Origin of the sequence: Massilimicrobiota sp. An142 (assembly GCF_002160725.1) — a bacterium.
GTDB classification, from domain to species: Bacteria; Bacillota_I; Bacilli_A; order Erysipelotrichales; family Coprobacillaceae; genus Allocoprobacillus; species Allocoprobacillus merdigallinarum.
On the sequence record NZ_NFLD01000001.1, the window covers coordinates 77,382 to 102,734 of the forward strand.

Below are 25,353 nucleotides of genomic sequence, written 5' to 3' on the forward strand. Positions count from 1 at the left end.
TTCTTATTTATTCATATAAATTTCAACTTATGAAAAAAATATCTGTATATACCAGATAAATAATATTTTCATCTTCATTTCTTCAATCACTTTGTCATATAAGTCATTTACCACACTCAAAATTCAAATAGGAACATATGATAATTATGGTGATGACAATGTCCTTAACTTTTATTCATCCTATCGCACTTGATGGTTTAGCTGTTTTATTGGTTGCCCCTTTAACAGAAAGTTTATCCGTTGATGAACAAGCTGTTGTTGGTGCCTTTTTCAATGTACTTGGTGATTTATTAGCTCTTAACAGCAGTTATCTTTCTTCCTTTCAGACAACAGATAGTCAATCCAATGAACAAGACTCAAACTCTCAAGAAGATAATCAGGATAATGAGTATGATCTTTTAAAGAAAAGTTTTCAAAAGTTAGAAGAAGAATTAAATAAAATTAAACAAGATAAAGAATAATGAAATTCAATCATATATATTTTTTCATAGATTATCTGAATCACTTGTAGTATTTTTTCTTTAAACTCCATTTTTCAACGATGCAAGACAAAAAAAGATGTTAAATTAAAAATGTAAAAATAGCAGCAACAAAATTGTAAAAAAGAGCACATGATTTAACATTTACTCTGTTATTTCAAGATAAACCTATAAACTTTCAACTTCTAAAAAGGAAATATCATTTATCATTTTTTAGCTCGTGTAATTACTTTTTTCATATAAACTTTTAAACCATTGTGTAGATTGCTTGAGCCACTCCATTATCTTCACAACTCTTTACGACCTGATAAGCCATTTCTTTAATTGTAGAATCTGCATTTTCAGGTGCAAATGAATATCTAAAACGTTCAAACATTGTAATATCATTGAGCCCATCACCTAAAACCATAACTTCATCTTTAGAAATATTCATCTTAGCAACAACCTGTTCTAAAATAAGCCCTTTTTGTGCTTTTTTATCAGTCACTTCGACATTGTCGTCAAAAGAAGATAAATAAGCAATTCCTGAAAGATTTGCTAATTTTTCTTTAGCTTTAGAAATTAAAACTGTATTAGTATTAAACGCTTCTACTTTAATAATATCAATGTCTTGTTCTAAAAACTCATCAACATCCTTGATTTCTTTTAAATGCATACAGGGCATATCTTGTTGCACTCCATTAAAATATTCCTCTTTTTTACGATTAAAACGCTGAATACAACGATCAATAAAAGCATCACGAACTATTTGTGGTTTTTTAGTTGTATAAAAACCAGCTGTTGTAAAAATCATATAGTAGGTATTTAAATCATCAAAAATCTTTAAAACCTCTTTAAATCTATCTTTAGGAAAATAACAGCTAGATAAAATTTTTCCTGTTTCATCACAAAACTGAGCCCCATTTCCTAGAATACATGAACAATGCAAATCATAACGATCCATGATTCCTTTTATACCAAAATAATCTCGTCCAGTGGCAATTGTAAAATTCACTCCTCTACTTTGAGCATATTTAATAGCTTCTAAATTTTCTTTACTAATTGAAGCATCTGTTAATAAAAGTGTTCCATCCATATCCGATACAATCATTTTTATCATAATCAAAACCTCGCTTATATTAATTTATTATAATTATATCGTAACTTTTAAATAACACCTAATTTTTTCTTATTTAGAAATAACATCGAAACCGAAACACTATTACAGTCACAAAATCTTTAAAACCATTATAAAATATTTGTTTTTTCAATTTTATATTTTGTTTGTTGCGTACGTTATCGTACTTTGGTGTCATTATTTTTACAAGAGTACAATATCTTTAGATTCATCTCTGCCTGTATAATAAAAATAGCCACCAACTGTATCATTTGTTATCTTATCTCAATATCTGGAATTTTTAGGTGGTACTTTTAAACTCGTTATTTTTCTTTAATTTTAATAAACATTGCGACTATTAAAGTAATATTTCTTCATTTGACAGATTATACCTATAATAAATTGAGAACTATCATTCTACAAGGTTTCACTTTTATCTATATGAGGAGTATTTATTTTTTCATAATAAATTAATTCATCTCATTTATAATTAAACATAAATACATTTTAAAATGTATCCTTGAGTAATTATTTAAAAACATCACATTATACATTTACAAAAATTTATATATCAGACATCTAGTTCTTTCTTTAGCGATTCAATAAAATATGGATCTCTCATAAACGGTCTGGCAAATCCAAATAAATTAATTCGACTATGCAACATTACATCTTTTAGATCCGACATCTCTCTTAGACCACCAGTAAGGATAATTGGTGTATCAATAATCTTTGATAATTTAATAGCTGCATCTTTATAATATGCTCTTTCTTTCAAACTGTGCGTTTTCCAGCGATCACCGCTTACTTCAATCGCACTTATTCCAAGCTTAGCTAATTCACTGGCCATATATAGAAAATCTTCAACTGTTAAGCCACCAGGCAATTCGTCTGATGAATTCATCTTGATCCATACAGGATAATCTTTACCTACAGCTTCTCTTATAGCAAGATAAACTTCTTTTACTATTCTAAATCTATTTTCAACACTTCCTCCGTATTCATCAATACGATGATTAAATAACGGTGAAATAAAATGAGCCAAAAGATAATTATGAGCACAATGAATCTGTACTCCATCAAAGCCAGCTTTTTTGACTCTCAATGCAGCCTTAGCAAATAATTGAACTACTTCCTGAATTTCATCTTTTGTCATTTCTTTAGAGACAAGATGTGAATCTGGATGTTCCATTGTTGATGGACCTAAAATTTTAGCTGTTTCGGGATATCCTTGTCCCCATGACGAACCATGAACGATTTGCATGTTGATCTTCGAATTGTATTGATGAATCTGGTCAGTCAAGTTCTTATATGCCGGTATCATATCATCACTATATATTCCTAACTGATATTTCTGTGGTTGTTCATAGTCTGTAATGTATGAATAGCTTGTAATAATAGTTCCAACATTTCCTTCAGCTAATTTTTGATAAATATTAATTGTTTGCTGAGTTGGATAACCATCTTCAGTTGCTTTTCCTTCATATGTCGCTGAACGAATAAAGTGATTGGATACTTCTAAATTTTCTATTGTTGTTTCTTTAAATAAGTTCATAAAATTTCCCCCTTTGTTTCAATAACTGTTTTATACCATTCAAAAGAATCTTTTTTATATCTTTGATAACTTCCAGTACCATCATTATTTCTATCAACATAAATAAATCCATATCTTTTCTTCATTTCTCCAGTCGAAAATGAAATCATATCTATAGCACCCCATACGGCATAACCGATAACATCTACTCCATCTTTTTCAATAGCCAATTTTAATTGTTCTATATGCTGCTTTAAAAAATCAATACGATAATAATCATGAATCTTACCATTTACTAACTGATCTTGAGCTCCTATACCATTTTCAACAATAAACAGAGGTTTTTGATAACGATCATATAAAGTGTTTAAACTATATCTTAATCCAATTGGATCAATTTGCCAGCCCCATTCTGTTTTTTCTAAATAAGGGTTATCTACTATCTTATCACAAACAATATTAATATTGTTTGAATCAATATGATGTGACTGATGACTAACAGCATATGAGAAATAATAGCTTAAACCAATAAAATCAACACAACCATTTTTCAATATTTCCAGATCTTTTGAAGTCATATCTAAATGATAATTTTTCCTTTCAAATTTTTTCAATGCATAAGCAGGATAATAGCCCCTTACTTGCACATCACTATAAAAGAATACTTCACGACCAGATTCAATAGATTGCATCATATCTAAAGGATGACAGCTGTAGGGATAAAAAGCTTCACAGGCAATCATACATCCCACTTTAAGATTTGAATCAATACGATGAGCTATCTTTACACATAGTGCACTTGCTACAAACTCATAATGAGCAGCCTGATAAATAATTTTTTCACGATCTTCGCCTTCTTTAAAAATAATTCCTGAATTTGTAAATACCGGAACATCTGCCTGATATTTAGCCTGATTATTAATTTCATTAAATGTTAACCAATATTTCACTTTATCTTTATATCGTTCAAAACAAACTTTTGCAAATCTAACAAAGAAATCAATAAGTTTTCGATTACGCCATCCACCATATTTTTTAACCAATGCATAAGGCATTTCAAAATGTGATAATGTAATAACAGGTTCAATTCCATACTTTAGCAATTCATCAAACAAATTATCATAAAACTGTAGTCCTTCTTCATCAGGTTTATCCTCGTCGCCACAAGGAAAAATACGTGCCCATGAAATAGATGTTCTGAAACACTTTAACCCCATTTCAGCAAACAATTTGACATCTTCTTTATAATGTCCATAAAAATCAATAGCTTCATGATTAGGATAATATTCACCTTCAACAATTCCATCAGTAATCTGTCTAGATTTACCTATTCCTCCAACAGTTAAAACATCACTAACTGACAGACCTTTTGTTGTTCCTTTTAAACCTCCTTCAATTTGGTGAGCAGCACTTGATGCTCACCATAAAAAATTATCTTTCATAACACCACCTCCTGATGACAGAATAACATATTAAAAAAAACATACAATGGATATAAAGAAGATAGAGTTTCTGTTACAAAAAACATAAAAAAATCGATAGTTTCTAGTAACATTGTTACAATATAAATGGAGGTGTTACCATGTCACACATTATAAATTATTTAAAAGAACACTATCAACTAAATGATAATGATATATATATCTGGCAGTATATGCTTGACAATATTGATAGTATACCTTATATGTCATCACGTAAGCTTGCTGAAGCTACATTTACACATCCAACCACTATTTTACGCTTATCAAAAAAATGTGGTTTTCAAAACTTTAATGATCTAAAAATTCATATTCAAAGCTTTGTTAAACAAATGTCTACAGAATATCAAAATGTAATAGATCAAAACGACATTTTATCTACAATTAATAACCTAACAGAACTACAAACCTCGGTTATCCAACAGACAAAAGAAGCATTAAACTACTCTGATTTTTATAATATCATTCAAATAATACAAAACGCTCATTATATAGATATCGTTGCAGATGATGCCAATAGCGACATTGCTGAATATGCCAGCCATAATTTCTGTATTGTTAATAAAACAGTTACGGTATATAAAACAGCCGACAAACAACTTTATTTAGGTCTTAATGTACAAAAAAATCATGTTATTATTTTTATGAGCAAACATGTAATTAATAAGCAAATTTTACAAACAGCTAAATTAATAAAGAAAAGAAAAATTCCTAGCATTGCTTTGACTACAGATGGACAAAACAATCTCGCTAAAAATTGTAACTATTCTTTAATATGCGCCTTTGATCCATCTATTAGTAAACTTGGCGATCTTGTATTTAATATATCAAGTAAATATCTGTTTGATTTGATGTTTGCTATATTGTTCGCTAAAAACTATGATGAAACGTTAGAATTAGAAAGTATTCATAAAAAAATTTACTTAAATGGACTATAAAATTATGAAACATTTTTTTATAACAATTTTTTAATAATCTGATTTTAATATAACATTGATGAACTTATTATTTAAGTAAAGATATCAAATCAACTAAATAATAAATTTTTTTTGCATTCATCCTACCTGTATAATCAAAATAACCACCAACTGTATCATTTGTTATCCTTTTTCTATATCTAGAATTTTTAGATGATGCTTGCTCATATTAAAAAATCTAATCTTTGCTATCTTCATAATAAAAAAACACGATGTTTTTTGCTTTGAATACACAGATCAGTGCGTAAATAAGCTAAAATAAGCGTAAAATTTGATTGTTTATTAAAAAAGTGCTGATGTAATCAGCACTTTTTTAATATTTTATTTATTCAACACCTACAATAAATGAATAAACCGGTTGTTTTCCATTTACACATTCAATTTCAGCTTCAAAGTGATCTTCAACATAACTTTCAATATCTTCAACTTCGTCTTCAGTCACATCTTCACCATAAATTAAAGTAATAATTTCTGAATCTTCATCAACCAATCCATTTAAAGTTTCTTTTAAAGCTTCTACTTTATTTGGAACACAGGCAATAATCTCTTTTTCACATAATGCCATATATTGATTAGCCTTAATATCCACACCATCAATATTTGTATCTTTAATCGCAAAAGTCACTTGTCCAGTTTTCACATTTGCAATAGCCTCATTCATTTCATTTAAATTGTCTTCTAAAGACACTTCTGGATTAAACATAATACATGCTGATAAACCTTGTGGAATTGTTTTAGAAGGAATCACATGAACATCTACTTCATCTTCTAAAATAATAGCTGCCTGTTGTGCTGTCATCACAATGTTTGAGTTATTTGGTAATATAATGACATGTTTTGCATTAACATCACGAATAGCTTGAACGATATCTTCAGCAGAAGGATTCATTGTTTGTCCACCACTGACAACATAATCACAATGCAATTCTAAGAACATATCTTTAATACCATCACCAGCAGCCACACTAATAATAGAAACTTCTTTTGGTTCTTCTTTAGGTGCAGTTAATGTTGCTTTTGCATTAGCAGCGGGTGTACTATTAGCTTCTAAAATAGAATTATGCTGTTCTTGCATATTTTCAATCTTTAATTTAATAAACTCACCATATCTTTGTGCCACATTTAAAGCATTTCCTGGTTTTAATGTATGCACATGAACTTTAACAATATCTTCATCCTGAACAACAACAATACTATTACCAGGTAATCTTTCTAGTTCATTACGTAAATTTTCTTCTTTAAAAACTTTTATTTTTGCTGGATCCAATCTAAAAATAAATTCTGTACAATAACCATATGCATCTTCACTATCAGATTCAACATCAACAAGTGCTTCTTTTGCATTATCGTTATTAATATCTACACGTTCAATTTCTTCACCAGCTAAAGCAGCCATAAACCCTGTTAAAATCAATAAGAGACCAGCACCACCACTATCAACAACACCAACTTCTTTTAATACAGGTAAAAGTTCTGGTGTTCTTTCCAATGATTCTTCAGCTTCTTTTACAAAGTAAGAAAAAACATCTTCGATTTCCATACCAGGTTTTGCATATTTTACAACAGCTTCACTTGATTCTCTTATGACAGTTAAAATTGTACCTTCAACAGGTCGCATAACAGCTTTATAAGCTACTTTTGCTCCATTTTGTAAAGCTTGTGCTAATTCTACAGCATCCACTTGAGATTTTCCCTCAAAAGCCATAGAAATACCTCTAAAGATCTGTGATAAAATAACACCAGAGTTTCCCCTTGCTCCCATCAATAAACCTTTAGATAATTTTTTTGAAATTTCATATATATCGTTAGAATCTAACTTTTCAATCTCATCTGCCCCAGAACTAAATGTTAAAGACATATTTGTACCTGTATCTCCATCAGGCACAGGAAAAACATTTAGTGCATCAATTTCTGGATGATTATTATGCAAAACAGTCGCACCTGTTATAACCATCTCTTTAAACTGTTTACCATCAATGATTCTCATGTTAACCCTCCACTAATCTGTTACACGAATGCTTTGTACAAAAACATTCACTGCTTCAATATCAATATCTAAAGTTGTTTCTAAAACATATTTCACTTTCTTTTGAACTTCATAAACAACCTCAGAAATTTTGACACCATATCCAACGATAATATAGACATTTAAAATAATTCCTGTTTCCCCATCTTCTACGACAATCCCTTTAGCATAATTATCTTTACCTAAAAGATCATAAAAACCATCTTTCATAATCTTTTGACTTGCCATTCCAACAACTCCATAGCATTCAGTTGCAGCACCCCCAGTAATGCTAGCAACGACATCTAATGAAAGATGAATATCTCCTAAATCAGTTGTTTTTGTTATCATAACTATTCCTCCGTTCTTATCATAAATTCATAAATAGTTAACTATATTATATCTTATTTTTAAATTGTTGACAATTATTTCATAACAATGCATACGCATTATAACCCACTTATATTATCTTGTAAATAAAATTTAAAAAAATATTGAAATATTCATATTTTTCATATATTATATTTACGTTCAAATACAAAATATTTTTTATGTTTATATAAAAAAGTATTTGCATTTTCTTTTTATTAATGATATTATACTTAGGTATGTGAATGACACTTTGTAAAGGATGGTGAATATAATGGCTAGAAAATGTGAAGTGAGCGGAAAAGGACCTATGTCTGGTAATTCTCGTTCTCATGCATTAAATGCAACTAAGAGAAAATGGAATGTTAACTTACAAAAAGCTACTATTTTAGTCAATGGTAAACCAAAAAAAGTAAAAATTTCAGCAAGAGAATTAAGAACTCTTAGAAAAAGTGCTTAATGATAAAGATTGCATCCTTCCTGGATGCTTTTTTTATGCTCTTTTATTCAATCATTATACCCTATCATATGAAAAAAGAAGATAACAAATTCATGCTATCTTCTAAAACCTTTTTTGAATTGATCAAAGATTGATTCTTTTTTTGCGGCTTTTTTTAACTTATGATAAAGATCTTTTTCTTCACGAGATAATTTTGTAGGAATCTTAACATCAATTTTAACAAATTGATCTCCATAATTATCACTACGTAAATCCTTCACACCTTTACCCTTTAAACGTAATGTTGTACCTGGTTGTGTTCCTTCTGGAACTTTTAATGTCACATCACCATAAACCGTTGGGACATCTACTTCACAACCTAGAGTGGCATCAACTGCTGAAATTGGAATAGAAATATAAATGTTTCTACCATCACGTTGGAAGTGTTGATGTGGTTTGACATAGATTTCAACATATAAATCACCATTAGGTCCACCATTTGTACCACGATGTCCTTTACCTTGAACACGTAACTGTTGGTGCGTATTAATACCAGCTGGTATATTTAATTCAACTGTTATATTTTTATTGACATATCCATTACCATGACAGTGAGGACATTTTTCTTTAACGACTTTACCTGTACCATGGCAATCAGGACATGTTGTCTGATTTACAAACGTTCCAAAAGGCGAACGTTGTTGTGTACGAATCGTACCTGTTCCACCACATCTAGAACATGTCTGATAATCGTTAGGTGTTTTCGCACCAGTTCCATGACAATGTGAACATTGTTCATCATAATTGATTTTAATTTCTGCCTTCTTACCTTTAATAGCATCCATAAAATCAATTTCTAATTGAACAAAGCGGTCTTCACCACGCATAGGTCCACTTTTTCTTTGACGTGATCCTCCACCACCAAAGAATGAACCAAAAATATCTCCTAAGTCAACATCTTCAAAGCCACCAAATCCGCCAAAGCCTCCGGCTCCTCCACCGAATCCACCAGCTTGATCAAATGCAGCATGACCATAACGATCGTAGGCAGCTTTTTTATTGTCATCAGATAAAACATCATAGGCTTCCTGAACTTCTTTAAACTTTTCTTCTGCTCTAGGTTCCTTATTGACATCAGGGTGATATTTTTTAGCCATTTTACGATATGCTCTTTTTATTTCATCAGCACTGGCACTCTTTGATATACCTAGCACTTCATAATAATCTCTTTTTTCAGCCATAATCTCACCTCTTGACTAGATAAAACCAAGGCAAAGCCTTGGCTTTATTTTAATTTTTTTCTGTAAAATCTGCATCAACAACATCATCATCTTGAGTTGCTGTATTTGAAGCATCACCTGTTGGATTAGCTCCTTGTTGTGATTGTTGATATTGATATGCTGCCATTTGTTGAGCAACTTGTTCTAATTCACTCATTTTTGCTTCAAGTGTAGCCATATCGTTAGCATCTAATGCTTTCTTTAATTCATCTCTTAAAGCAGTAGCTTGAGCTTTTTGATTATCATCAATCTTATCACCTTGTTCAGCTAAAGCTTTATCAATTTCATTAATCATTTGTTCTGCTTTATTTCTTGTTTCAATATCTTTACGTTTCTTTTCGTCATCAGCTTTATTTGCTTCAGCTTCTTTAACCATTCTATCAATTTCTTCATCACTTAAACCAGTTGAGTTTTGAATAGTGATAGATTGTTCTTTTTGTGTTTTCATATCTTTTGCTTTAACATTAACAATACCGTTAACATCAATGCTGAAAGTTACTTCAATTTGAGGGACTCCTCTAGGTGCAGGTTCAATACCATCTAATTTAAATAAACCTAATTGTTTATTATCTTTAGCCATTGTTCTTTCACCTTGTAATACGTTGATATCAACAGCAGGTTGATTATCAGCAGCAGTAGAGAAGATTTGTGATTTAGTTGTTGGGATAGTTGTATTTCTTTCAATTAAGACAGTCATAACTCCACCCATTGTTTCAATACCTAATGATAATGGTGTTACATCTAGTAAGACAATGTCTTTAACATCTCCAGCAATAACTCCACCTTGGATTGCAGCACCCATAGAAACAACTTCATCAGGGTTTACTGATTTGTTAGGTTCTTTTCCAAGTAATCTCTTTACTGATTCTTGAACTGCAATAATACGTGTAGAACCACCAACTAATAAAACTTGATCAATATCGCTTGGAGACATACCTGCATCGCTTAATGCTTGTCTTACAGGTCCTTCTGTACGCATAACTAAATCATGTGTTAATTCATCAAATTTAGCTCTTGTTAGTGTTAATTCAAGATGTAATGGACCAGCTGGACCGGCAGAAATGAATGGTAATGAAATTTGAGTTTGCATCATACCAGAAACATCTTTCTTTGCTTTTTCTGCAGCTTCTTTTACACGTTGCATAGCCATTTTATCGTTGCTTAAATCAACACCTTGTTCTTTTTTGAATTCAGCAACAATCCAGTTCATGATAGCTTGGTCAAAGTCATCTCCACCTAAATGGTTATCACCAGCAGTAGCTAAAACTTCAAACATACCATCAGCTAAATCAAGGATAGAAACATCAAATGTTCCTCCACCTAAGTCATAAACTAAAACTTTTTGTTCTTTATCTAATTTATCAACACCAAATGCTAATGCTGCTGCAGTTGGTTCGTTGATAATACGTTCAACTTCTAATCCAGCAATTTTACCAGCATCTTTTGTTGCCTGACGTTGAGCATCATTGAAATATGCAGGTACTGTAATAACAGCACGATTAACTGATTCACCTAAATAAGATTCAGCAGTTGCTTTTAAGTTTTGTAAAATCATAGCTGAAATTTCTTGAGGTGTATAATCTTTACCATTAACATGTTCTTTATAGCTTGTACCCATATGTCTTTTAATTGACATAACAGTTTCTTTGTTTGTAACTGCTTGACGTTTAGCAGCTTCACCAACAATAATTTCTCCATTTTTGAAAGCAACAACAGATGGAGTTGTTCTTAATCCTTCAGGATTTGCAATAACTTTTGCTTCACCATTTTCCATCACACTTACACATGAGTTTGTTGTTCCTAAATCAATACCAATAATTTTATTACCCATAATGATCATCCTCCTAAAATTTATTCATTGACTTTGACTAAAGATGCACGAATAACGCGATCTTTCAATTTGTAACCTTTTTGAAGTTCTTCCACAACAACATTGTGATCAAAATTTTCATCTTGTGTTGTCATAACTGCCTGATGTAGATTTGGATCAAATTCTTTACCTTGAGCTTCAATCACTTCTACACCATTTTTCTTTAAAATGTTCATCAGCTGATCAAAGATCATTTGATAACCTTTCAAGAAAGTTTGAACTTCTTCACTTGGATTTTGCACATTCAACGAACGTTCAAAATTGTCCACTACTGGAAGCAATTCTTCAATAAATGACTGCATCATAAATTTTAATGAATTTTGATGTTCTTTTTCTAAACGTCTTTTTAAGTTTTCCATATCTGCAAAAACTTTATAATAATCCGTTTTCCATGTATTGACTTCTTCTTCCAATTTTTTCATTTGCTTTTCTAAGCTTTCTGTTGTATTCTCATCTTGCTTTTCTTCATTTTCATTTGTTTGTTCATCTACAACTTCTTCTGTCACTTCTTCTTTTTCAGTTTCCTTTTCCTTTGCCATTGTTTCACCTCTATTCATCATCTTCATCATTTTGACTTACAAGAACTTCTTCTAAGCTCTTTGAAATATACTCAACTAAAGAAACGACTTTCTCATAAGGCATACGCGTTGGCCCAATGACTGAAATAGATCCTTTAGACTCATTCCCTGTTTTAAACGAAGCTGAAATCACCGAAACATCATTTAAATCCTTTATTGGTGAATCACTTCCAATTCTGACCGTTACACCATCTTCCAAAGCAATCGGCTCCAAACTTTTCCAAGATTGTGAATTTTCAAATGCAGTTACTAAACGACGTAATTTATTCACATCGTTATATTCTGGCTGATATAACATATTCTCTTTTCCAGAAAAATAAACATTGTTATTCGCAAACTTCATAAATGCTTCCAAGAAAGCATTGAATAGAACTTCATGTTCTTTAATACGAGCACTTAATATAGGTTTGACATCTCTTTCTAAATGATAAACGACTTGATTCATTGGTGTTCCATCAAGCAATTCATTCATGACATTGACACAACTCGTTAAATCTTCCATATAAGCATTATTTTTAATATTGAAGTTTCGATTTTCAACATGTCCTTTATCTGTGACGATAATGGCTGTCACAGTATGTTCAGATAAAGGAACAAGTGTAATATTCTGTAAATGTTCATAAATTGCATTTGGTCCTAATGCGACTGTTGTCAAATGAGTCAATTGACTTAAAATTTGGCAACTCTCTTTAATAATTTCATTTAAAGAGCGATGTCGATCTCCCAAAATTGTTGAAACCTGATTTTTCACCTCGTCATCTACACTAGGTTGCATCAAAGTATCGACATAAAAACGATATCCTTTTGTTGATGGGACACGCCCTGAAGACGTATGCGTCTTCTCTAAGTAACCGTGTTCTTCTAGAAACGACATTTCATTTCTAATTGTTGCACTCGAATAAGGAAGCTGATATTTCGTCATTAAGGTTTTTGATCCTACTGGCTCAGCCGTTTCCACAAATTCTTCAACAATACATTTTAAAATCAGTAATTGCCTAGCTGTCAGCATATCATAGCCTCCTTTAGCACTCCTTTTCCTCTTGTGCTAATTACATTATACTCATCTTTTTAGCACTGTCAACACTTTTGTGCTAAAAAAGAATGAAAAACAGGTCATCCCTGTTCATCTTCTAAAAAATCTATTAAAATATTATTGAGATAATTCATCCCTAAAGATGTTGTTTTTAAATATCCATTCGTTATTTCTAAAAAATTCATATTTTGATATTTAGTAATGACATCTTGATATTTCACTTGAAAATCAATATCAAATAATCTATTCATTTCCTCAAGAGAAATTCCTTCATTCAAACGTAAACCCATCATTATTTTTTCAAACAAGCAATCCTCCATAGACAATGGAATATCATTTTCTAAATAATGATGATTCAAATAACGTGTCAAAGATTTTGTATTTTCATAACGATGATGTTTTTTTAACGAATGTGCAGAAAGACCAATCCCCTCATAATCCTGATAATGCCAATATACAAGATTATGTAACGATGGTTTATAACGATAATAATTACTCACTTCATATTGATGGAAACCATATTTTTTTAATTCCTGACGTATAAAATGATACCACTTGGCATCTTCTTCATCATCCAAAGGCTGATAATTCATATTTTTTAAGATTGTATGATCCTCTAAAATCAACGCATAATAGGAAACATGTCCTATGTCTAATTGACATAATTGTTGAATATCTGCTTGAACATCTTCTAATGTCTGATCTGGTAATCCATACATCAAGTCAATATTAATATCCTGAAAGCCTATTGTTTGAGCATCTTTTATGAGTTCTAAAACTTGTTTAGATGTATGAACTCTACCAATCTTTTTTAATAAATCATCACGAAAGGTCTGGACACCAATGCTTAAACGATTGACACCATTTTGAAAACAAAGCTCTAATTTTTCTTGATCCATTGTTTCTGGATTGACTTCAATACTATATTCTTGAACTTGTTTGGAAAAAGGTTTTAATAATTCAAATAAGTATTGAAGCTGCTGATAAGTAAGAGCAGTTGGTGTTCCACCACCAATATAGATACTATCATAAGATGTTGATAAAGCTTTATCTTTTATTTCAAAAGATAAAGCTTTTAAATAATCCCAGGCCCATTTTTCATCATAAAAGACTTTACAAAAATCACAATAGCTACAAATATGCTGACAGAATGGAACATGAACATATAAAGCACTCATGATAAACCAAATTCTTTCGCTAATCCACCTAGAGAGGTTTCTTTATAATCACTAGATAAATCTTTACCCGTTTCTTTCATGACTTTGACAATAGTATCAAAAGATACTTTGTTTTTTCTTAAATAACCTAACTGTTTAGCTAACATTGCTGCATCTAATGCACGTAATGATCCATATCCATTACGCTCAATACATGGAATTTGAACATAACCACCTACAGGATCACAAGTCAATCCTAGATTGTGTTCTAATCCCATTTCAGCAGCATACTCTATTAACGAATTATTAAGTTCATATATCCAAGCCATTGTAGCAGCCGCCATTGCACAGGCCGTTCCTACTTCTGCCTGACAACCACCATCAGCGCCAGAAATTGTAGCATTTGTTTTAACAACATTACCAAATAAACCGCCAATAGCTAAAGCTTTAATCAAATCTTTCTTTTCAATATGTAATTGCTTATAACAATAATAAAGAATAGCCGGCATAATACCACTTGCCCCACATGTTGGTGCTGTCACAATTTGTCCACCATCAGCATTTTCTTCTGACACAGCATAAGCATAACTAGAAATAAATAGTCTTTCACGATCAGCTTCACGTCGCGTATTTTGTGCCTGTTGAAACATTGATTTTGCTACTCTTTTTAATTTTAGCTTTCCTTGAATGACTCCTTCTTTTTTCAAACCATTTTCAACACTTTCAAACATAGCTTCCAATATATCAGAAAGAAAATGATCAAAATCCTCACCTTCATTTTCTAAAACATAATCATATAAAGAAATACCATGAACATCTACATAGTCAAGTATTTCTTTCATTGTATTTTGTTGATATACCTGAACTGGATCTTGAGCCAAATCTCCTTTAAATAGGATGGAACCACCACCAATAGAATAAACTTCTACCGTTTTCATTTCTACATCATCCTTATAAACATGAACAATCATGCCATTAGGATGAAAAGGTAATTCTTCACTTTTAAAAGAAAATTGAACAGGTTTTGGCGCAAAAGTCTTTTCAATTATATAATCAGTTAAATGTCCTTTCCCTGTTAAAGCCAATGAACCGTGTAAATCAACATGAAAATGTGTGGCTTCAGGATACATTTCACTTATTTTTAAGGCTGCCCTTTGAGGCCCCATCGTATGTGATGAAGAGGGCCCAACACCAATTTTAAATAATTCTCTCATTGATTCCATTTTCCATTTCCTCCCATTCGCATTAAAAAGAGTTCTAAACCCTTGTATTTATCAATTTTTCCTGTTTTTATCGCAATATCAAGTTGTGATAATTCATCAATACAAACCAATAATTCTTTCAAATCAAAATTTCGACTATCTCGTCTAATATACCACAAACGGCCAGATTTAATAGATAACATTTGGGCTATTTCTTTATCATTATAGCCTTTTCTATCCAATAATTTCACCTGGTATAATAAACGCATAGCATTTCCAATCAACACAATTAATTTCACTGGTTCTTCATTATTCATAATAAGATCTTTATAAATACGAAAACTTCTCGCTGTTTCCTTGTTTAAAATAGCTTGAGTTAATTCAAACACATTTTCTTCAATCTGTTTACTCACTAACAAATCAACTGTCTGTGTTGTAATATGCTTTGTATATAAACAAAGTTTTTGAACTTCCTGAGAAATTTCTAATAAATTATTTGGCATACGTGATAAAAACAACCTTAAAGCTTCTTCATCAATCTCACAGCCACGACTTTTAATAGCCTGATGAGTGGCTTTATATAATTGATGTTCATCCATTTTTTCAATATCATAAAAATGAGCATTTTTACGCAACTCTTTAACAACTTTTTTTCTTTCATCAAAATTTCTTTGATCATGATAGATGACAAGAACTGTAGTAGGATTGTCTAGTTTTAAATAATCCATAAATTTTTGAATATCTTCATCACTTGCTATTTTTTGTTTTTGCGTTGTCAAAAAAACGGGGTTTTTCACAACAATCATTTTATACTCACTTAAAAAAGGTGGTGTTAAAGCATCTTCTATGATAGATGATAACGGTGTGTCCTGACACCAATATGTCACAATATTCATATCATCTTCCTGAATATGATATTTTTTCTTTAATGTCTTCAATCTTTGTTCCATTAATAATTTATCTTCACCATAAATAACAAAATTCATAGAATCACCCCACGCCTATCATTATACATGAATCACCTTAAAATGTAACGTTCTTTTCCATAAAATCGAATATGAAACATCCCATCTTGATCAGTACGTAAAATTGTGATTCCTTTTCTTTGCAATCGTTCAATCACTTCTAATGATGGATGATGATACATATTATCCTTCTTGACACCAATCATTGCAATTTCAGGATGAATTTGTGATAAAAAAGTGGCTGATGTAGCCGTTGCACTTCCATGATGAGATACTTTAAGAACATCAACATCTAAGTCTTGAAGCTGTTTTTCAACATCCTTTTCAACAGCAACAGAAGCATCCCCCATAAACAGGATATTCATAGCTGGTAAAGTCACATACATGAGTAAAGACTGGTCATTTGAATCACTATAAATTTTGTCACTTTTTAACATTTGAATATGAGCACATCCAATTTGTCGACTCTCTTCAAAACTATCAATCACTTGTCCAACTGAAAAATGTTCCAGCAAAGAATCTAATGCTCCACAATGATCAAAATCATCATGAGAAATATAAACATAATCTAAATGTGAAATTCCAACTGACTTTAAATAGGGAATAATTGTTTGTGTAGCCAAATCATATTCCTGATGCCCTCCAGTATCAATTAAAATATGTCCCTGATTCATTGGTAAACGAATCAAAGTACAATCTCCCTGTCCAACATCAATCATTGTCACTTCTCCATAAATCTTATATTGACTCCATACATTTAACACCAGCATTAACGAAAGTAAAGCACATATATCATGGCGATAGCGATGCTGGAGTTCCTGACGTAATAAAAGCCGAAAATAAAAGAAATAAAACAAGACAAGCCATGCTAATGTAGGTTTTGAAAAAACAATAAAATGATTGATTGTTTCTAAAAAAGATAAAATACTTTGAAAAACACTTACATAATATTTTAAAATAATTTCTAAAGCAGGAAAAATAATTGAAAAAATACATAAACTATAAAAATATTCAATAAAAAGATTCAAAATATCACTAACAAAAAAAGCAATCAGTGGAATTTGAGCATTAAGTGTGAGAATAATAGGTAAAGAAGATAAATAAATCCAAAATGAAGAATAACGCATATGTTGTGTCAATAAAACAATAAAATAAACAAAATAAGAAAAAACAAAAGAAATATTAAAAATGATATAAGGATTATAAAATAAAGATGCCATAATCAAAATAGCAAAAACATCTAATTTATTCAGCCACTTTTTCAATAAATCATACAACAATAAAACAAAAAAAGCACGATATAAAGACACAAGCATTGGGATAGAAAAAATATAAAAACCAATCAATAAATAGGTTATCAATCGAGACAAAGAACGTGGTAAAAATAAACCAAGAACATTTTTGATGAGAGCATACAAAATATGAATATGCATACCTGATAAAGCAAACATATGGACTAAAGATAAATCTGTCAAAACCTGATAATCATCATGAATACTTTCATTTCTTTCACCCAAAATAAATAATTTCTGATAATCATTTATATCTTGATGTTCTGATAAACGCTGTTCCAGCCAGTGATAAAATGTAGGATGATGCTGTTGCTTGAGTAATGTCTGTAAATAAGCTTTATGAAAAATCTTTTGTCCATAAAGATAATCTCTTTCACAGAAAGCATAATCATTTGTATTTTCATAAAGTTCTAGTGGTTCAACTTTTACTTTAATCACATCACCATATTCAATAGCTTCCTGATGATAAAGCTTAACGGTTCCTATATCTGTTTTCAAATAACAATATTTTTCACTTGCTTTGACGACTTCACCTTCAATCACTGAAGGTAATTGTAAAATATGATGTGGCTGTAAATAAAAAATGATACATAAAAATATCATCAAACATAAATGATATAAAGATAATCGTCGATAAACAAAAATAGCATAAACCACTAATAACAAATAAAAAAGTGGATGAAGAACTTTTCCCAATGTCAGACATAGAAGTCCTAATGCATAATAGAAACAATGATATCTTATAAGCATAGATGTTCCCTAAGCCTTAAATATGTTTTTTCTCCAATTCCACTGATATTCATAATATCCTCAATTGTTTCAAAAGGATGTTGTTGACGATAATCAATAATTTTTAACGCTGTTTTTTCGCCTACTCCCTGCAAACTCATAAGTTCCTCTTGGCAAGCATTATTTAAAGAAATCGCATGCTCTTGTTGGGGTGGTATATATAAACGACTTTCATCTTCAACAATCTTATCACCCTTTACAGAATTTAAATTAGCCTGCTCAGAAACGCCAACCTCATCAATAATATCCTGAATTGTTTTTTCACCTTCAAATTCATACTTTCCTGTTTTTAAAAATTCCCCTTCTAAAATAACATAAGACAAAGAAATCATCTCTTCTTTTTGAACATCTGGTTTTTGAAAATCATATACAATAGAACATATCATTAAAATAATCAGACCTAACACTTGATATTTCTTTTTCATAAATACCTCCTCAAATAAAAAAAGAATCCTAAGATTCTTTTAAAATGTGAAAATGCTGATATGCTAATTCAGTAACAACACGCCCTCTAGGCGTTCTTTTAATCAATCCTGTCTGCAATAAATAAGGTTCATAAACATCTTCTAAAGTCAATGGTTCTTCACCAATGCTTGCAGCAATAGCCTCTAAGCCAACTGGCCCACCACGAAAACGTTGAATAATACCTAATAGATATTTATGATCAACATCATCTAAACCTAATTCATCTACTTTTAACGATTGTAAAGCTTCCACTGTTCTTTCTTTTGTAATAACATCATCACCATTATATTGTGCAAAATCTCTCACTCGTCTAAATAAACGATTGGCAATTCTTGGTGTTCCACGTGATCTTTTGGCTAATTCAATTTTAGCTTCATCATCCATTTCAATATGATAAACCTGGCTGGTACGATTAATAATAGATGTTAATTCTTCAACATTGTAATATTCAAGTTTAGAAACAATACCAAAACGATCTCTTAATGGTGCTGATAAATCACCAGCACGTGTTGTCGCTCCAACAAGTGTAAAAGGTGGCAAATCAATACGAATAGAACGTGTTGAAGCTTCTTTTCCAATAACAACATCTACATAGAAATCTTCCATTGCTGGATATAAAATTTCTTCTACTACTTTATTCAAACGATGAATTTCATCAATAAATAAGACATCTCCAGGTTCAAGTGATGTTAAAATAGCAACCAAATCACCAGTTTTTTCAATACTTGGTCCAGTTGTTGCTTTTAAATGCGTTCCCATTTCATTAGCAATAATCATGGACATAGTTGTTTTTCCTAAACCAGGTGGCCCATACAATAAAACATGATCCAATGTTTCATTTCTTAGTTTAGCCGCCCCAACAAAAACTTTTAAATTCTTCTTCAAATGACTTTGTCCAATATATTCATCAAAAGATTGAGGTCTTAATTGATTTTCTTCATCTTCTATATGTTCATTGATATCTAAAACATCATGATTTAAATCCATAGTCACCCTCCTATATCTTGACTAATAAACCTAGAGCTTTTTTTACATACCCATTTGTATCTAGCGATTCATGAGAAAGTGTATTCATCACACGATCAACATCCTGACGTTTATATCCTAAAGCTATCAAAACTTCTACAGCTTCATCAAATTCTACTGATGTTAAAACAATTTGTGATGATGGTATATCAAATTTACCTTGTAAATCTAATACAATCTGTTGAGCGGCCTTAGGTCCAATACCTGGGATTTTTCTTAAATAGGTAATATTTTTGGATTCAATTGCTGAAATGATTGCTTGAACATCACCAGTAGCTAAAATACCAATAGCCGTTTTACAACCAATTCCCTTGACAAGTATCAACTTTAAAAACAAATCTTTTTCTTCTTTGGTTAAAAAACCAAACAAAATAATACCATCTTCTCTGACCTGTTGATACACATAAACTAATGTTTCTTTTCCTTTTGTAAACTGATAAGGATTAGAAACATAAATCAAATAACCAATTCCTTGATTATCTACCACGATATGATCTTTACACATATCGACAATAACACCTTTAATATAACTATACATGTGACAACTCCCATTTCATAATATCCACATCATTATAGCACACTTTTAACATAAATAAAAAAATGAGAAGCAATTTTCTCATTTTTTCATCTATTATGGAATTGGTTTATTCATAAAACTCAAATTCAAAATCTAAAATTGAAACTGTGTCTCCAGCTTGAACACCTGCCACACGCAAAGCATCATCCAAACCAATATTACGCATTTTCTGTGCAAAACGTTTGACACCATCATCGCTACCAAGCGATGCCATTTGAACAATTTTTTCCACTCTTTCACCAGTAACGTGCCATTGCCCATTACCCATATTATGAATTTCAAATCCAATTTCATCTGGTTTTTCATATGTATAGAGAACACTGTTTTCTGTTTCTTCCTCTTCACTGGCGAATGATGGTGTACGATCCAATAAGTCCGCAATTGCATAAAGAACCATATCTACACCTTCTTGAATCAAAGCAATAACAGGAAAAACAGGAATATCTTCATTCAATTGGGCTTTAAAACGTTCAAGATTTTCCTCAGCTGCAGGTTCATCCATCTTATTAGCAACAATGATTTGTGGTCTATCTAATAAACGATATTTATATTCACCAAGCTCTTTATTAATAGCCAAATAATCTTCATAAGGATCACGACCTTCAGTACCACCCATATCAATAACATGAACAATAACACGACATCTTTCAATATGACGTAAGAACTGATGACCTAATCCTTTTCCTTGACTGGCTCCTTCAATCAAACCAGGTAAATCAGCCATAACAAATGAACGTCCATCTTTAGATTGAGCCACTCCTAAATTAGGAACAATTGTTGTGAAATGATAATCAGCAATCTCTGGCTTTGCACGTGTTACAACTGATAATAACGTTGATTTCCCCACTGACGGGAATCCAACCAACCCAACATCCGCAAGTAATTTTAATTCACAAATCAAATTATATTTTTCACCAGGTTCTCCGCGTTCGCAAATAGTTGGAGCAGGATTACGACTTGTTGCGAATCGTGCATTTCCACGTCCACCACGTCCACCTTTAGCAATCACCGCTCTTTGTTTATCATGAGTTAAATCGGCCAAAACACGTCCACTATCTTCATCATAAATGACAGTTCCAACAGGGACTTTTAAAATCATATCAGCACCATCTGCACCATGCATCTTTTTAGCCATTCCCTGACCACCGCTTTTTGCTTTATATTCACGATGATATCTAAAGTCTAATAGAGTGGAAAGTGATGTTGTAGCTTCAAAAATAATGCTACCACCTTTTCCACCATCTCCTCCAGCAGGTCCACCTTTAGGTACATAGGCTTCACGACGAAATGCCACAACACCGTCGCCACCTTTACCTGCTTCAACATAAATATGTACTTTATCAATAAACTTCATCTTTTCACCTTCTTTACCGTCTTTTTCAAAAAAAGAACCCCATATAAGGGGTTCCTATTAAGCAGCTGGATAAACAGAAACTTTTTTTCTTGTTCTTCCGTCTCTTTCAAATTTCACAACACCATCTACTTTTGCAAATAAAGTGTCATCTCCACCTTTTCCAACATTTACACCTGGATGGATTTTAGTTCCTCTTTGTCTGTAAATGATAGAACCAGCAGTACAGAATTGCCCATCAGATAATTTAGCTCCTAATCTTTTTGATTCAGAATCACGACCATTTTTTGTTGAACCAACACCTTTTTTAGAAGCGAATAATTGTAAATCTAATTTAAACATCATGGTTTCATACCTCCATCTTTTTGATTTTCATGTATTTTGAATAAGATTCTTCAATTGTTTCCAGCATGACTTCAAATGTCCCTAGCACCACTTGAATCTGCTCATTCGTATGTTGAACCTTAATATCAATATATCCATCATTAATCTCAATCGTACCTAGCTCTTGTGATAAAAACTGATAATGCACCAATGCATTTGCAATTCCTATGCAAGCAGTACTTACCCCAGCACATACTAAATCTTTGCCATATTCAGCACTTTGAGCATGTCCAGAAACCGTTATTTGAATAATGGATTGTTTATGCTTTTTAATAACAGCTTCAATCATTATTCAGCAGCTTCTGCAGTTTCGCTTTTTGGAGCTGCTTTTCTAGCAGTTTTTTTAATATCTTTGATCACTAATTTTGTATAAGGTTGTCTATGACCTTGTTTTTTATGATAATGCTTTTTAGGATTATATTTATAGATTAAAACTTTCTTTTCTTTACCTTGTTTTTCAACTTGAGCAGTGACAGTAGCTCCTTTAATATAAGGATTACCGATTTTATTTGTTTTATCTCCAATAAATAAAACTTTATCTAAAACCACTTCTTCTCCTTCAGCAACATCTAATTTTTCAACAAAAATAGAATCTCCAACTTCAACTTTTAATTGTTTTCCACCAGTTTCAATAATTGCGTACATGATGTACCTCCTTCTTTTTATAATAATCTCAGACTCGCCAATCAAGGCAGCTAAGCTTTAACACCTTGTATGTGCGGTTGTAGCTAGAGGTCTACAACATTTGTATATTATCATTTTATCATCTTATCGTCAACATTTTTTTCAAATATTCTCACTTCTTAATGATTTTGTTGATTTCTTGGATGTGAGTGATCATAAATTTCTTTTAAATGCTGTTTTGTAATGTGTGTATAAACCTGTGTTGTTGATAAATGAGCATGTCCTAATAGCTCCTGAACAACACGTAAATCAATACCCTGTTCTAATAAATGCGTTGCAAACGAATGACGAATAGTATGAGGATGAATTTTCTTAGTGGGATCATATGCTTTGACCACACGATTGACAATATCTTCCACACCACGATTTGTTAAAGGTTTACCAAACTTATTAATAAATACAAAATAATGATCCTGTTGTGATTTTGACATTATCTCTTGGCGATCGTTTTCAATATAATCTTTTAACCATGAAGCCGCATAATCATGAAACGGAACGTAACGATCTTTACCACCTTTTCCGTGAATCAACAGCAGTTGTCTAGAAAAATCAATTTGTGATAACTGCAGCTCTACAACTTCTGAACAACGCAGTCCTGAGGCATACATTAATTCAAGCATTGCTTTATTACGACGTCCTAATGATGTATGTGTATCAATACTATCTAACAAATCTAACATTTCATCAATATATAAAAAATCTGGTTGACGTTGTGGTTCTTTCAACGATTCAATAAGTAGAAACGGATTATCATCAATGCGTTCTTCTTTTTGTAAATAGCGATAAAGTCCTCTTAGACTACTCATATGATGATTAATCGTTTTAGGTGATAAATTCTTAGTATGTAAATAAGCCAAATAGCCTCTTAAAAAAGAATACTTCACTGTTTCAAAACAAGAAATATTCTCACGCTGACAGTATTGAATAAACTCTTCAATATCTCTTTGATATCCTTTGATTGTTAAAGATGAATAGTTTTTAAAATACTGCAAATAATGTAAATATTCTTTCATTGTCTTATAAAAATCAGACATTTGAAATAAAATCCTCCATTGTTTCAATAGCTCGTTTGGCATAGGCATCCTTACGTTCTTTTTTCTTCACACGCACAGCTAAATCAGGTAAAATCCCAAAATTAGCTTTCATTGGCTGAAAATCATCTTCACTACCATGAGTAATATAATATGCCAAAGAGCCCATCACTGTCTCTCTAGGAAAAATCAGTAATTCCTGATCTTGTAAATATCTTGCCATATTAATACCAGCCACTATGCCACTTTGAGCTGACTCCACATATCCTTCAACACCTGTCATTTGTCCAGCAAAAAACAGATCATCACGATTTATAAACTGATATGTTGGTTTCAGATAGCGAGGCGAACAGATAAAACAGTTTCGATGCATAACACCATATCGTACAATTTTAGCATTTTCTAAACCAGGAATCATATGAATAATACGTTCCTGTTCTCCCCATTTTAAATGTGTCTGGAATCCAACAATATTGTAAAGTGAACCAACAGCATTGTCTTGTCTTAATTGAACAACCGCATATGGTCTTTGACCATCCTTTTCTAATCCAACAGGTTTCATCGGTCCGAAAAGTAAAGTCTGTTTTCCTCTTCTGGCAATTTCTTCAAAAGGCATGCAGCCTTCAAAAAACTTTTCTTCAAAATCTTTTGGTTTAACAACTTCAGCTTCAATTAAAGCTTTATAAAAAGCTTCAAATTGTTCTTCATTCATTGGACAGTTAATATATTCAGCATCTCCTTTATCATATCTTGATTTGAGATAAGCTTTTGAAAAATCAATACTTTCTTTTTCTATGATAGGTGCTGCTGCATCATAAAAATAAAAATAATCTTTCTGCAATAACTGTTGAATATCTTGTGATAAAGCAGGGCTTGTCAGTGGGCCTGAAGCAATAATTGTTGGACCTTCAGGAATCCGAGTCACTTCTTGTCGTACAACTTCAATTAATGGCTGAGATTCGATGTATTCACTAATTGCTTTTGAAAACCCAAAACGATCAACAGCTAATGAACCTCCAGCAGGAACTTGATGTTCTCTGGCAAATTTCATAATTAAACTGTGATTCATTTCCATTTCTTTTTTTAATACACCTACAGCATTATGAAGTCCATCTGCTCTTAATGAATTAGAACAAACCAATTCAGCAAAGTATTCAGTTTTATGAGCACCAGTTGTCTGATGTGGACGCATTTCATATAGACGCACAGGAATATTGCGTAAAATCAACTGATGAGCAGCTTCTACTCCTGCTAATCCGCCCCCTATAATATTGACTCTTTCCATTTGTTTT

General features: G+C 31.6%; 24 protein-coding genes, 1 pseudogene and 1 other annotated feature. Of the genes and pseudogenes, 3 read left to right on the plus strand and 22 right to left on the minus strand.

Going from position 1 to position 25,353, the window contains the following annotated elements:
* Positions 1 to 158 precede the first annotated feature (158 nt).
* The gene (locus tag B5E87_RS00445; RefSeq protein WP_087242846.1) at positions 159 to 461 is read left to right on the plus strand and encodes a hypothetical protein; all 303 of its coding nucleotides are present in this window, start codon (positions 159 to 161) and stop codon (positions 459 to 461) included.
* A gap of 265 nt (positions 462 to 726) precedes the next feature.
* Here B5E87_RS00445 and B5E87_RS00450 read toward each other — a convergent pair whose 3' ends face one another.
* The 3 genes and pseudogenes from B5E87_RS00450 to B5E87_RS00460 all read right to left on the minus strand — a co-directional run bounded on the left by B5E87_RS00450 (position 727) and on the right by B5E87_RS00460 (position 4,551).
* The gene (locus B5E87_RS00450; protein WP_087242848.1) at positions 727 to 1,578 is read right to left on the minus strand and encodes a Cof-type HAD-IIB family hydrolase; all 852 of its coding nucleotides are present in this window, start codon (positions 1,576 to 1,578) and stop codon (positions 727 to 729) included.
* A 568-nt stretch (positions 1,579 to 2,146) separates the two neighbouring features.
* The gene (locus B5E87_RS00455; RefSeq protein WP_087242850.1) at positions 2,147 to 3,130 is read right to left on the minus strand and encodes an NADH:flavin oxidoreductase; all 984 of its coding nucleotides are present in this window, start codon (positions 3,128 to 3,130) and stop codon (positions 2,147 to 2,149) included.
* Positions 3,127 to 4,551, minus strand: a pseudogene (locus B5E87_RS00460) (6-phospho-beta-glucosidase). Before B5E87_RS00460 ends, B5E87_RS00455 begins: the two are co-directional and overlap by 4 nt.
* A 140-nt stretch (positions 4,552 to 4,691) precedes the next feature.
* On the opposite strand from B5E87_RS00460, the gene B5E87_RS00465 reads away from it, so the two are divergent.
* Positions 4,692 to 5,525 carry a MurR/RpiR family transcriptional regulator gene (locus B5E87_RS00465; protein WP_087242852.1) on the plus strand — a complete coding sequence of 278 codons (834 nt, stop codon included), beginning with the start codon at positions 4,692 to 4,694 and terminating at the stop codon, positions 5,523 to 5,525.
* A 364-nt stretch (positions 5,526 to 5,889) separates the two neighbouring features.
* Here the strand turns inward: B5E87_RS00465 and B5E87_RS00470 are convergent, their stop codons facing one another.
* Positions 5,890 to 7,551 (minus strand): DAK2 domain-containing protein, encoded by a 1,662-nt coding sequence (locus B5E87_RS00470; RefSeq protein ID WP_087242854.1) that lies wholly within the window; start codon positions 7,549 to 7,551, stop codon positions 5,890 to 5,892.
* Positions 7,552 to 7,563: 12 nt separating this feature from the next.
* Positions 7,564 to 7,920, minus strand: a complete 357-nt coding sequence (locus B5E87_RS00475; protein WP_087242856.1) for an Asp23/Gls24 family envelope stress response protein — start codon at positions 7,918 to 7,920, stop codon at positions 7,564 to 7,566.
* A 292-nt stretch (positions 7,921 to 8,212) separates the two neighbouring features.
* On the opposite strand from B5E87_RS00475, the gene rpmB reads away from it, so the two are divergent.
* On the plus strand, positions 8,213 to 8,398 hold the full coding sequence (gene rpmB, locus B5E87_RS00480; RefSeq protein ID WP_087242858.1) for a 50S ribosomal protein L28: 186 nt from the start codon (positions 8,213 to 8,215) through the stop codon (positions 8,396 to 8,398).
* Between the two features lie 95 nt (positions 8,399 to 8,493).
* Here the strand turns inward: rpmB and dnaJ are convergent, their stop codons facing one another.
* From dnaJ to trmFO, 17 genes are all read right to left on the minus strand, one after another.
* On the minus strand, positions 8,494 to 9,618 hold the full coding sequence (gene dnaJ / locus B5E87_RS00485) for a molecular chaperone DnaJ (RefSeq protein WP_087242860.1): 1,125 nt from the start codon (positions 9,616 to 9,618) through the stop codon (positions 8,494 to 8,496).
* Positions 9,619 to 9,667: 49 nt separating this feature from the next.
* A complete protein-coding gene (gene dnaK / locus B5E87_RS00490; RefSeq protein WP_087242862.1) occupies positions 9,668 to 11,488 on the minus strand; it encodes a molecular chaperone DnaK in 1,821 nt (606 codons plus the stop codon).
* Between the two features lie 20 nt (positions 11,489 to 11,508).
* Positions 11,509 to 12,066, minus strand: coding sequence for a nucleotide exchange factor GrpE (gene grpE / locus B5E87_RS00495; protein ID WP_241146898.1), 558 nt, complete (start codon positions 12,064 to 12,066; stop codon positions 11,509 to 11,511).
* 10 nt (positions 12,067 to 12,076) lie between these two features.
* Positions 12,077 to 13,114, minus strand: coding sequence for a heat-inducible transcriptional repressor HrcA (gene hrcA / locus B5E87_RS00500; protein ID WP_087242864.1), 1,038 nt, complete (start codon positions 13,112 to 13,114; stop codon positions 12,077 to 12,079).
* A gap of 104 nt (positions 13,115 to 13,218) precedes the next feature.
* Positions 13,219 to 14,316, minus strand: a complete 1,098-nt coding sequence (gene hemW, locus B5E87_RS00505) for a radical SAM family heme chaperone HemW (RefSeq protein WP_087242866.1) — start codon at positions 14,314 to 14,316, stop codon at positions 13,219 to 13,221.
* On the minus strand, positions 14,313 to 15,518 hold the full coding sequence (locus B5E87_RS00510) for an L-serine ammonia-lyase, iron-sulfur-dependent, subunit alpha (RefSeq protein ID WP_087242868.1): 1,206 nt from the start codon (positions 15,516 to 15,518) through the stop codon (positions 14,313 to 14,315). Before B5E87_RS00510 ends, hemW begins: the two co-directional genes overlap by 4 nt.
* Positions 15,506 to 16,483, minus strand: a complete 978-nt coding sequence (gene holA / locus B5E87_RS00515; protein WP_087242870.1) for a DNA polymerase III subunit delta — start codon at positions 16,481 to 16,483, stop codon at positions 15,506 to 15,508. Before holA ends, B5E87_RS00510 begins: the two co-directional genes overlap by 13 nt.
* 32 nt (positions 16,484 to 16,515) lie before the next feature.
* Positions 16,516 to 18,504 carry a DNA internalization-related competence protein ComEC/Rec2 gene (locus B5E87_RS00520; protein WP_087242872.1) on the minus strand — a complete coding sequence of 663 codons (1,989 nt, stop codon included), beginning with the start codon at positions 18,502 to 18,504 and terminating at the stop codon, positions 16,516 to 16,518.
* Positions 18,495 to 18,968, minus strand: a complete 474-nt coding sequence (locus B5E87_RS00525) for a ComEA family DNA-binding protein (protein WP_087242874.1) — start codon at positions 18,966 to 18,968, stop codon at positions 18,495 to 18,497. The genes B5E87_RS00520 and B5E87_RS00525 overlap by 10 nt, the downstream gene beginning before the upstream one ends.
* Positions 18,969 to 18,996: 28 nt before the next feature.
* On the minus strand, positions 18,997 to 19,995 hold the full coding sequence (gene ruvB / locus B5E87_RS00530; RefSeq protein WP_087242876.1) for a Holliday junction branch migration DNA helicase RuvB: 999 nt from the start codon (positions 19,993 to 19,995) through the stop codon (positions 18,997 to 18,999).
* 10 nt (positions 19,996 to 20,005) lie between these two features.
* Positions 20,006 to 20,572, minus strand: a complete 567-nt coding sequence (ruvA, locus tag B5E87_RS00535) for a Holliday junction branch migration protein RuvA (protein ID WP_087242880.1) — start codon at positions 20,570 to 20,572, stop codon at positions 20,006 to 20,008.
* Between the two features lie 106 nt (positions 20,573 to 20,678).
* Entirely contained in the window at positions 20,679 to 21,965 is a 1,287-nt protein-coding gene (obgE, locus tag B5E87_RS00540) for a GTPase ObgE (protein WP_087242882.1), read from the minus strand.
* 57 nt (positions 21,966 to 22,022) lie between these two features.
* Positions 22,023 to 22,307 carry a 50S ribosomal protein L27 gene (gene rpmA, locus B5E87_RS00545; protein WP_087242885.1) on the minus strand — a complete coding sequence of 95 codons (285 nt, stop codon included), beginning with the start codon at positions 22,305 to 22,307 and terminating at the stop codon, positions 22,023 to 22,025.
* A 4-nt stretch (positions 22,308 to 22,311) separates the two neighbouring features.
* A complete protein-coding gene (locus tag B5E87_RS00550) occupies positions 22,312 to 22,635 on the minus strand; it encodes a ribosomal-processing cysteine protease Prp (protein WP_087242887.1) in 324 nt (107 codons plus the stop codon).
* A complete protein-coding gene (gene rplU, locus B5E87_RS00555; protein WP_087242889.1) occupies positions 22,635 to 22,991 on the minus strand; it encodes a 50S ribosomal protein L21 in 357 nt (118 codons plus the stop codon). The genes B5E87_RS00550 and rplU overlap by 1 nt, the downstream gene beginning before the upstream one ends.
* 20 nt (positions 22,992 to 23,011) lie before the next feature.
* Positions 23,012 to 23,080, minus strand: a sequence feature (ribosomal protein L21 leader region).
* Between the two features lie 69 nt (positions 23,081 to 23,149).
* Complete coding sequence (gene xerA, locus B5E87_RS00560; RefSeq protein ID WP_087242891.1) at positions 23,150 to 24,064, minus strand: site-specific tyrosine recombinase/integron integrase; 915 nt, start codon at positions 24,062 to 24,064, stop codon at positions 23,150 to 23,152.
* Positions 24,057 to 25,346 carry a methylenetetrahydrofolate--tRNA-(uracil(54)-C(5))-methyltransferase (FADH(2)-oxidizing) TrmFO gene (gene trmFO, locus B5E87_RS00565; RefSeq protein WP_087242893.1) on the minus strand — a complete coding sequence of 430 codons (1,290 nt, stop codon included), beginning with the start codon at positions 25,344 to 25,346 and terminating at the stop codon, positions 24,057 to 24,059. The genes xerA and trmFO overlap by 8 nt, the downstream gene beginning before the upstream one ends.
* Positions 25,347 to 25,353: the final 7 nt, after the last annotated feature.

Bases quoted from the DNA above. Each gene is read 5' to 3' on its own strand.
- B5E87_RS00445 (WP_087242846.1), top strand. From the start codon at position 159: ATGTCCTTAACTTTTATTCATCCTATCGCACTTGATGGTTTAGCTGTT.
- B5E87_RS00450 (WP_087242848.1), bottom strand. From the start codon at position 1,578: ATGATAAAAATGATTGTATCGGATATGGATGGAACACTTTTATTAACA.
- B5E87_RS00455 (WP_087242850.1), bottom strand. From the start codon at position 3,130: ATGAACTTATTTAAAGAAACAACAATAGAAAATTTAGAAGTATCCAAT.
- B5E87_RS00465 (WP_087242852.1), top strand. From the start codon at position 4,692: ATGTCACACATTATAAATTATTTAAAAGAACACTATCAACTAAATGAT.
- B5E87_RS00470 (WP_087242854.1), bottom strand. From the start codon at position 7,551: ATGAGAATCATTGATGGTAAACAGTTTAAAGAGATGGTTATAACAGGT.
- B5E87_RS00475 (WP_087242856.1), bottom strand. From the start codon at position 7,920: ATGATAACAAAAACAACTGATTTAGGAGATATTCATCTTTCATTAGAT.
- rpmB (WP_087242858.1), top strand. From the start codon at position 8,213: ATGGCTAGAAAATGTGAAGTGAGCGGAAAAGGACCTATGTCTGGTAAT.
- dnaJ (WP_087242860.1), bottom strand. From the start codon at position 9,618: ATGGCTGAAAAAAGAGATTATTATGAAGTGCTAGGTATATCAAAGAGT.
- dnaK (WP_087242862.1), bottom strand. From the start codon at position 11,488: ATGGGTAATAAAATTATTGGTATTGATTTAGGAACAACAAACTCATGT.
- grpE (WP_241146898.1), bottom strand. From the start codon at position 12,066: ATGGCAAAGGAAAAGGAAACTGAAAAAGAAGAAGTGACAGAAGAAGTT.
- hrcA (WP_087242864.1), bottom strand. From the start codon at position 13,114: ATGCTGACAGCTAGGCAATTACTGATTTTAAAATGTATTGTTGAAGAA.
- hemW (WP_087242866.1), bottom strand. From the start codon at position 14,316: ATGAGTGCTTTATATGTTCATGTTCCATTCTGTCAGCATATTTGTAGC.
- B5E87_RS00510 (WP_087242868.1), bottom strand. From the start codon at position 15,518: ATGGAATCAATGAGAGAATTATTTAAAATTGGTGTTGGGCCCTCTTCA.
- holA (WP_087242870.1), bottom strand. From the start codon at position 16,483: ATGAATTTTGTTATTTATGGTGAAGATAAATTATTAATGGAACAAAGA.
- B5E87_RS00520 (WP_087242872.1), bottom strand. From the start codon at position 18,504: ATGCTTATAAGATATCATTGTTTCTATTATGCATTAGGACTTCTATGT.
- B5E87_RS00525 (WP_087242874.1), bottom strand. From the start codon at position 18,968: ATGAAAAAGAAATATCAAGTGTTAGGTCTGATTATTTTAATGATATGT.
- ruvB (WP_087242876.1), bottom strand. From the start codon at position 19,995: ATGGATTTAAATCATGATGTTTTAGATATCAATGAACATATAGAAGAT.
- ruvA (WP_087242880.1), bottom strand. From the start codon at position 20,572: ATGTATAGTTATATTAAAGGTGTTATTGTCGATATGTGTAAAGATCAT.
- obgE (WP_087242882.1), bottom strand. From the start codon at position 21,965: ATGAAGTTTATTGATAAAGTACATATTTATGTTGAAGCAGGTAAAGGT.
- rpmA (WP_087242885.1), bottom strand. From the start codon at position 22,307: ATGATGTTTAAATTAGATTTACAATTATTCGCTTCTAAAAAAGGTGTT.
- B5E87_RS00550 (WP_087242887.1), bottom strand. From the start codon at position 22,635: ATGATTGAAGCTGTTATTAAAAAGCATAAACAATCCATTATTCAAATA.
- rplU (WP_087242889.1), bottom strand. From the start codon at position 22,991: ATGTACGCAATTATTGAAACTGGTGGAAAACAATTAAAAGTTGAAGTT.
- xerA (WP_087242891.1), bottom strand. From the start codon at position 24,064: ATGTCTGATTTTTATAAGACAATGAAAGAATATTTACATTATTTGCAG.
- trmFO (WP_087242893.1), bottom strand. From the start codon at position 25,346: ATGGAAAGAGTCAATATTATAGGGGGCGGATTAGCAGGAGTAGAAGCT.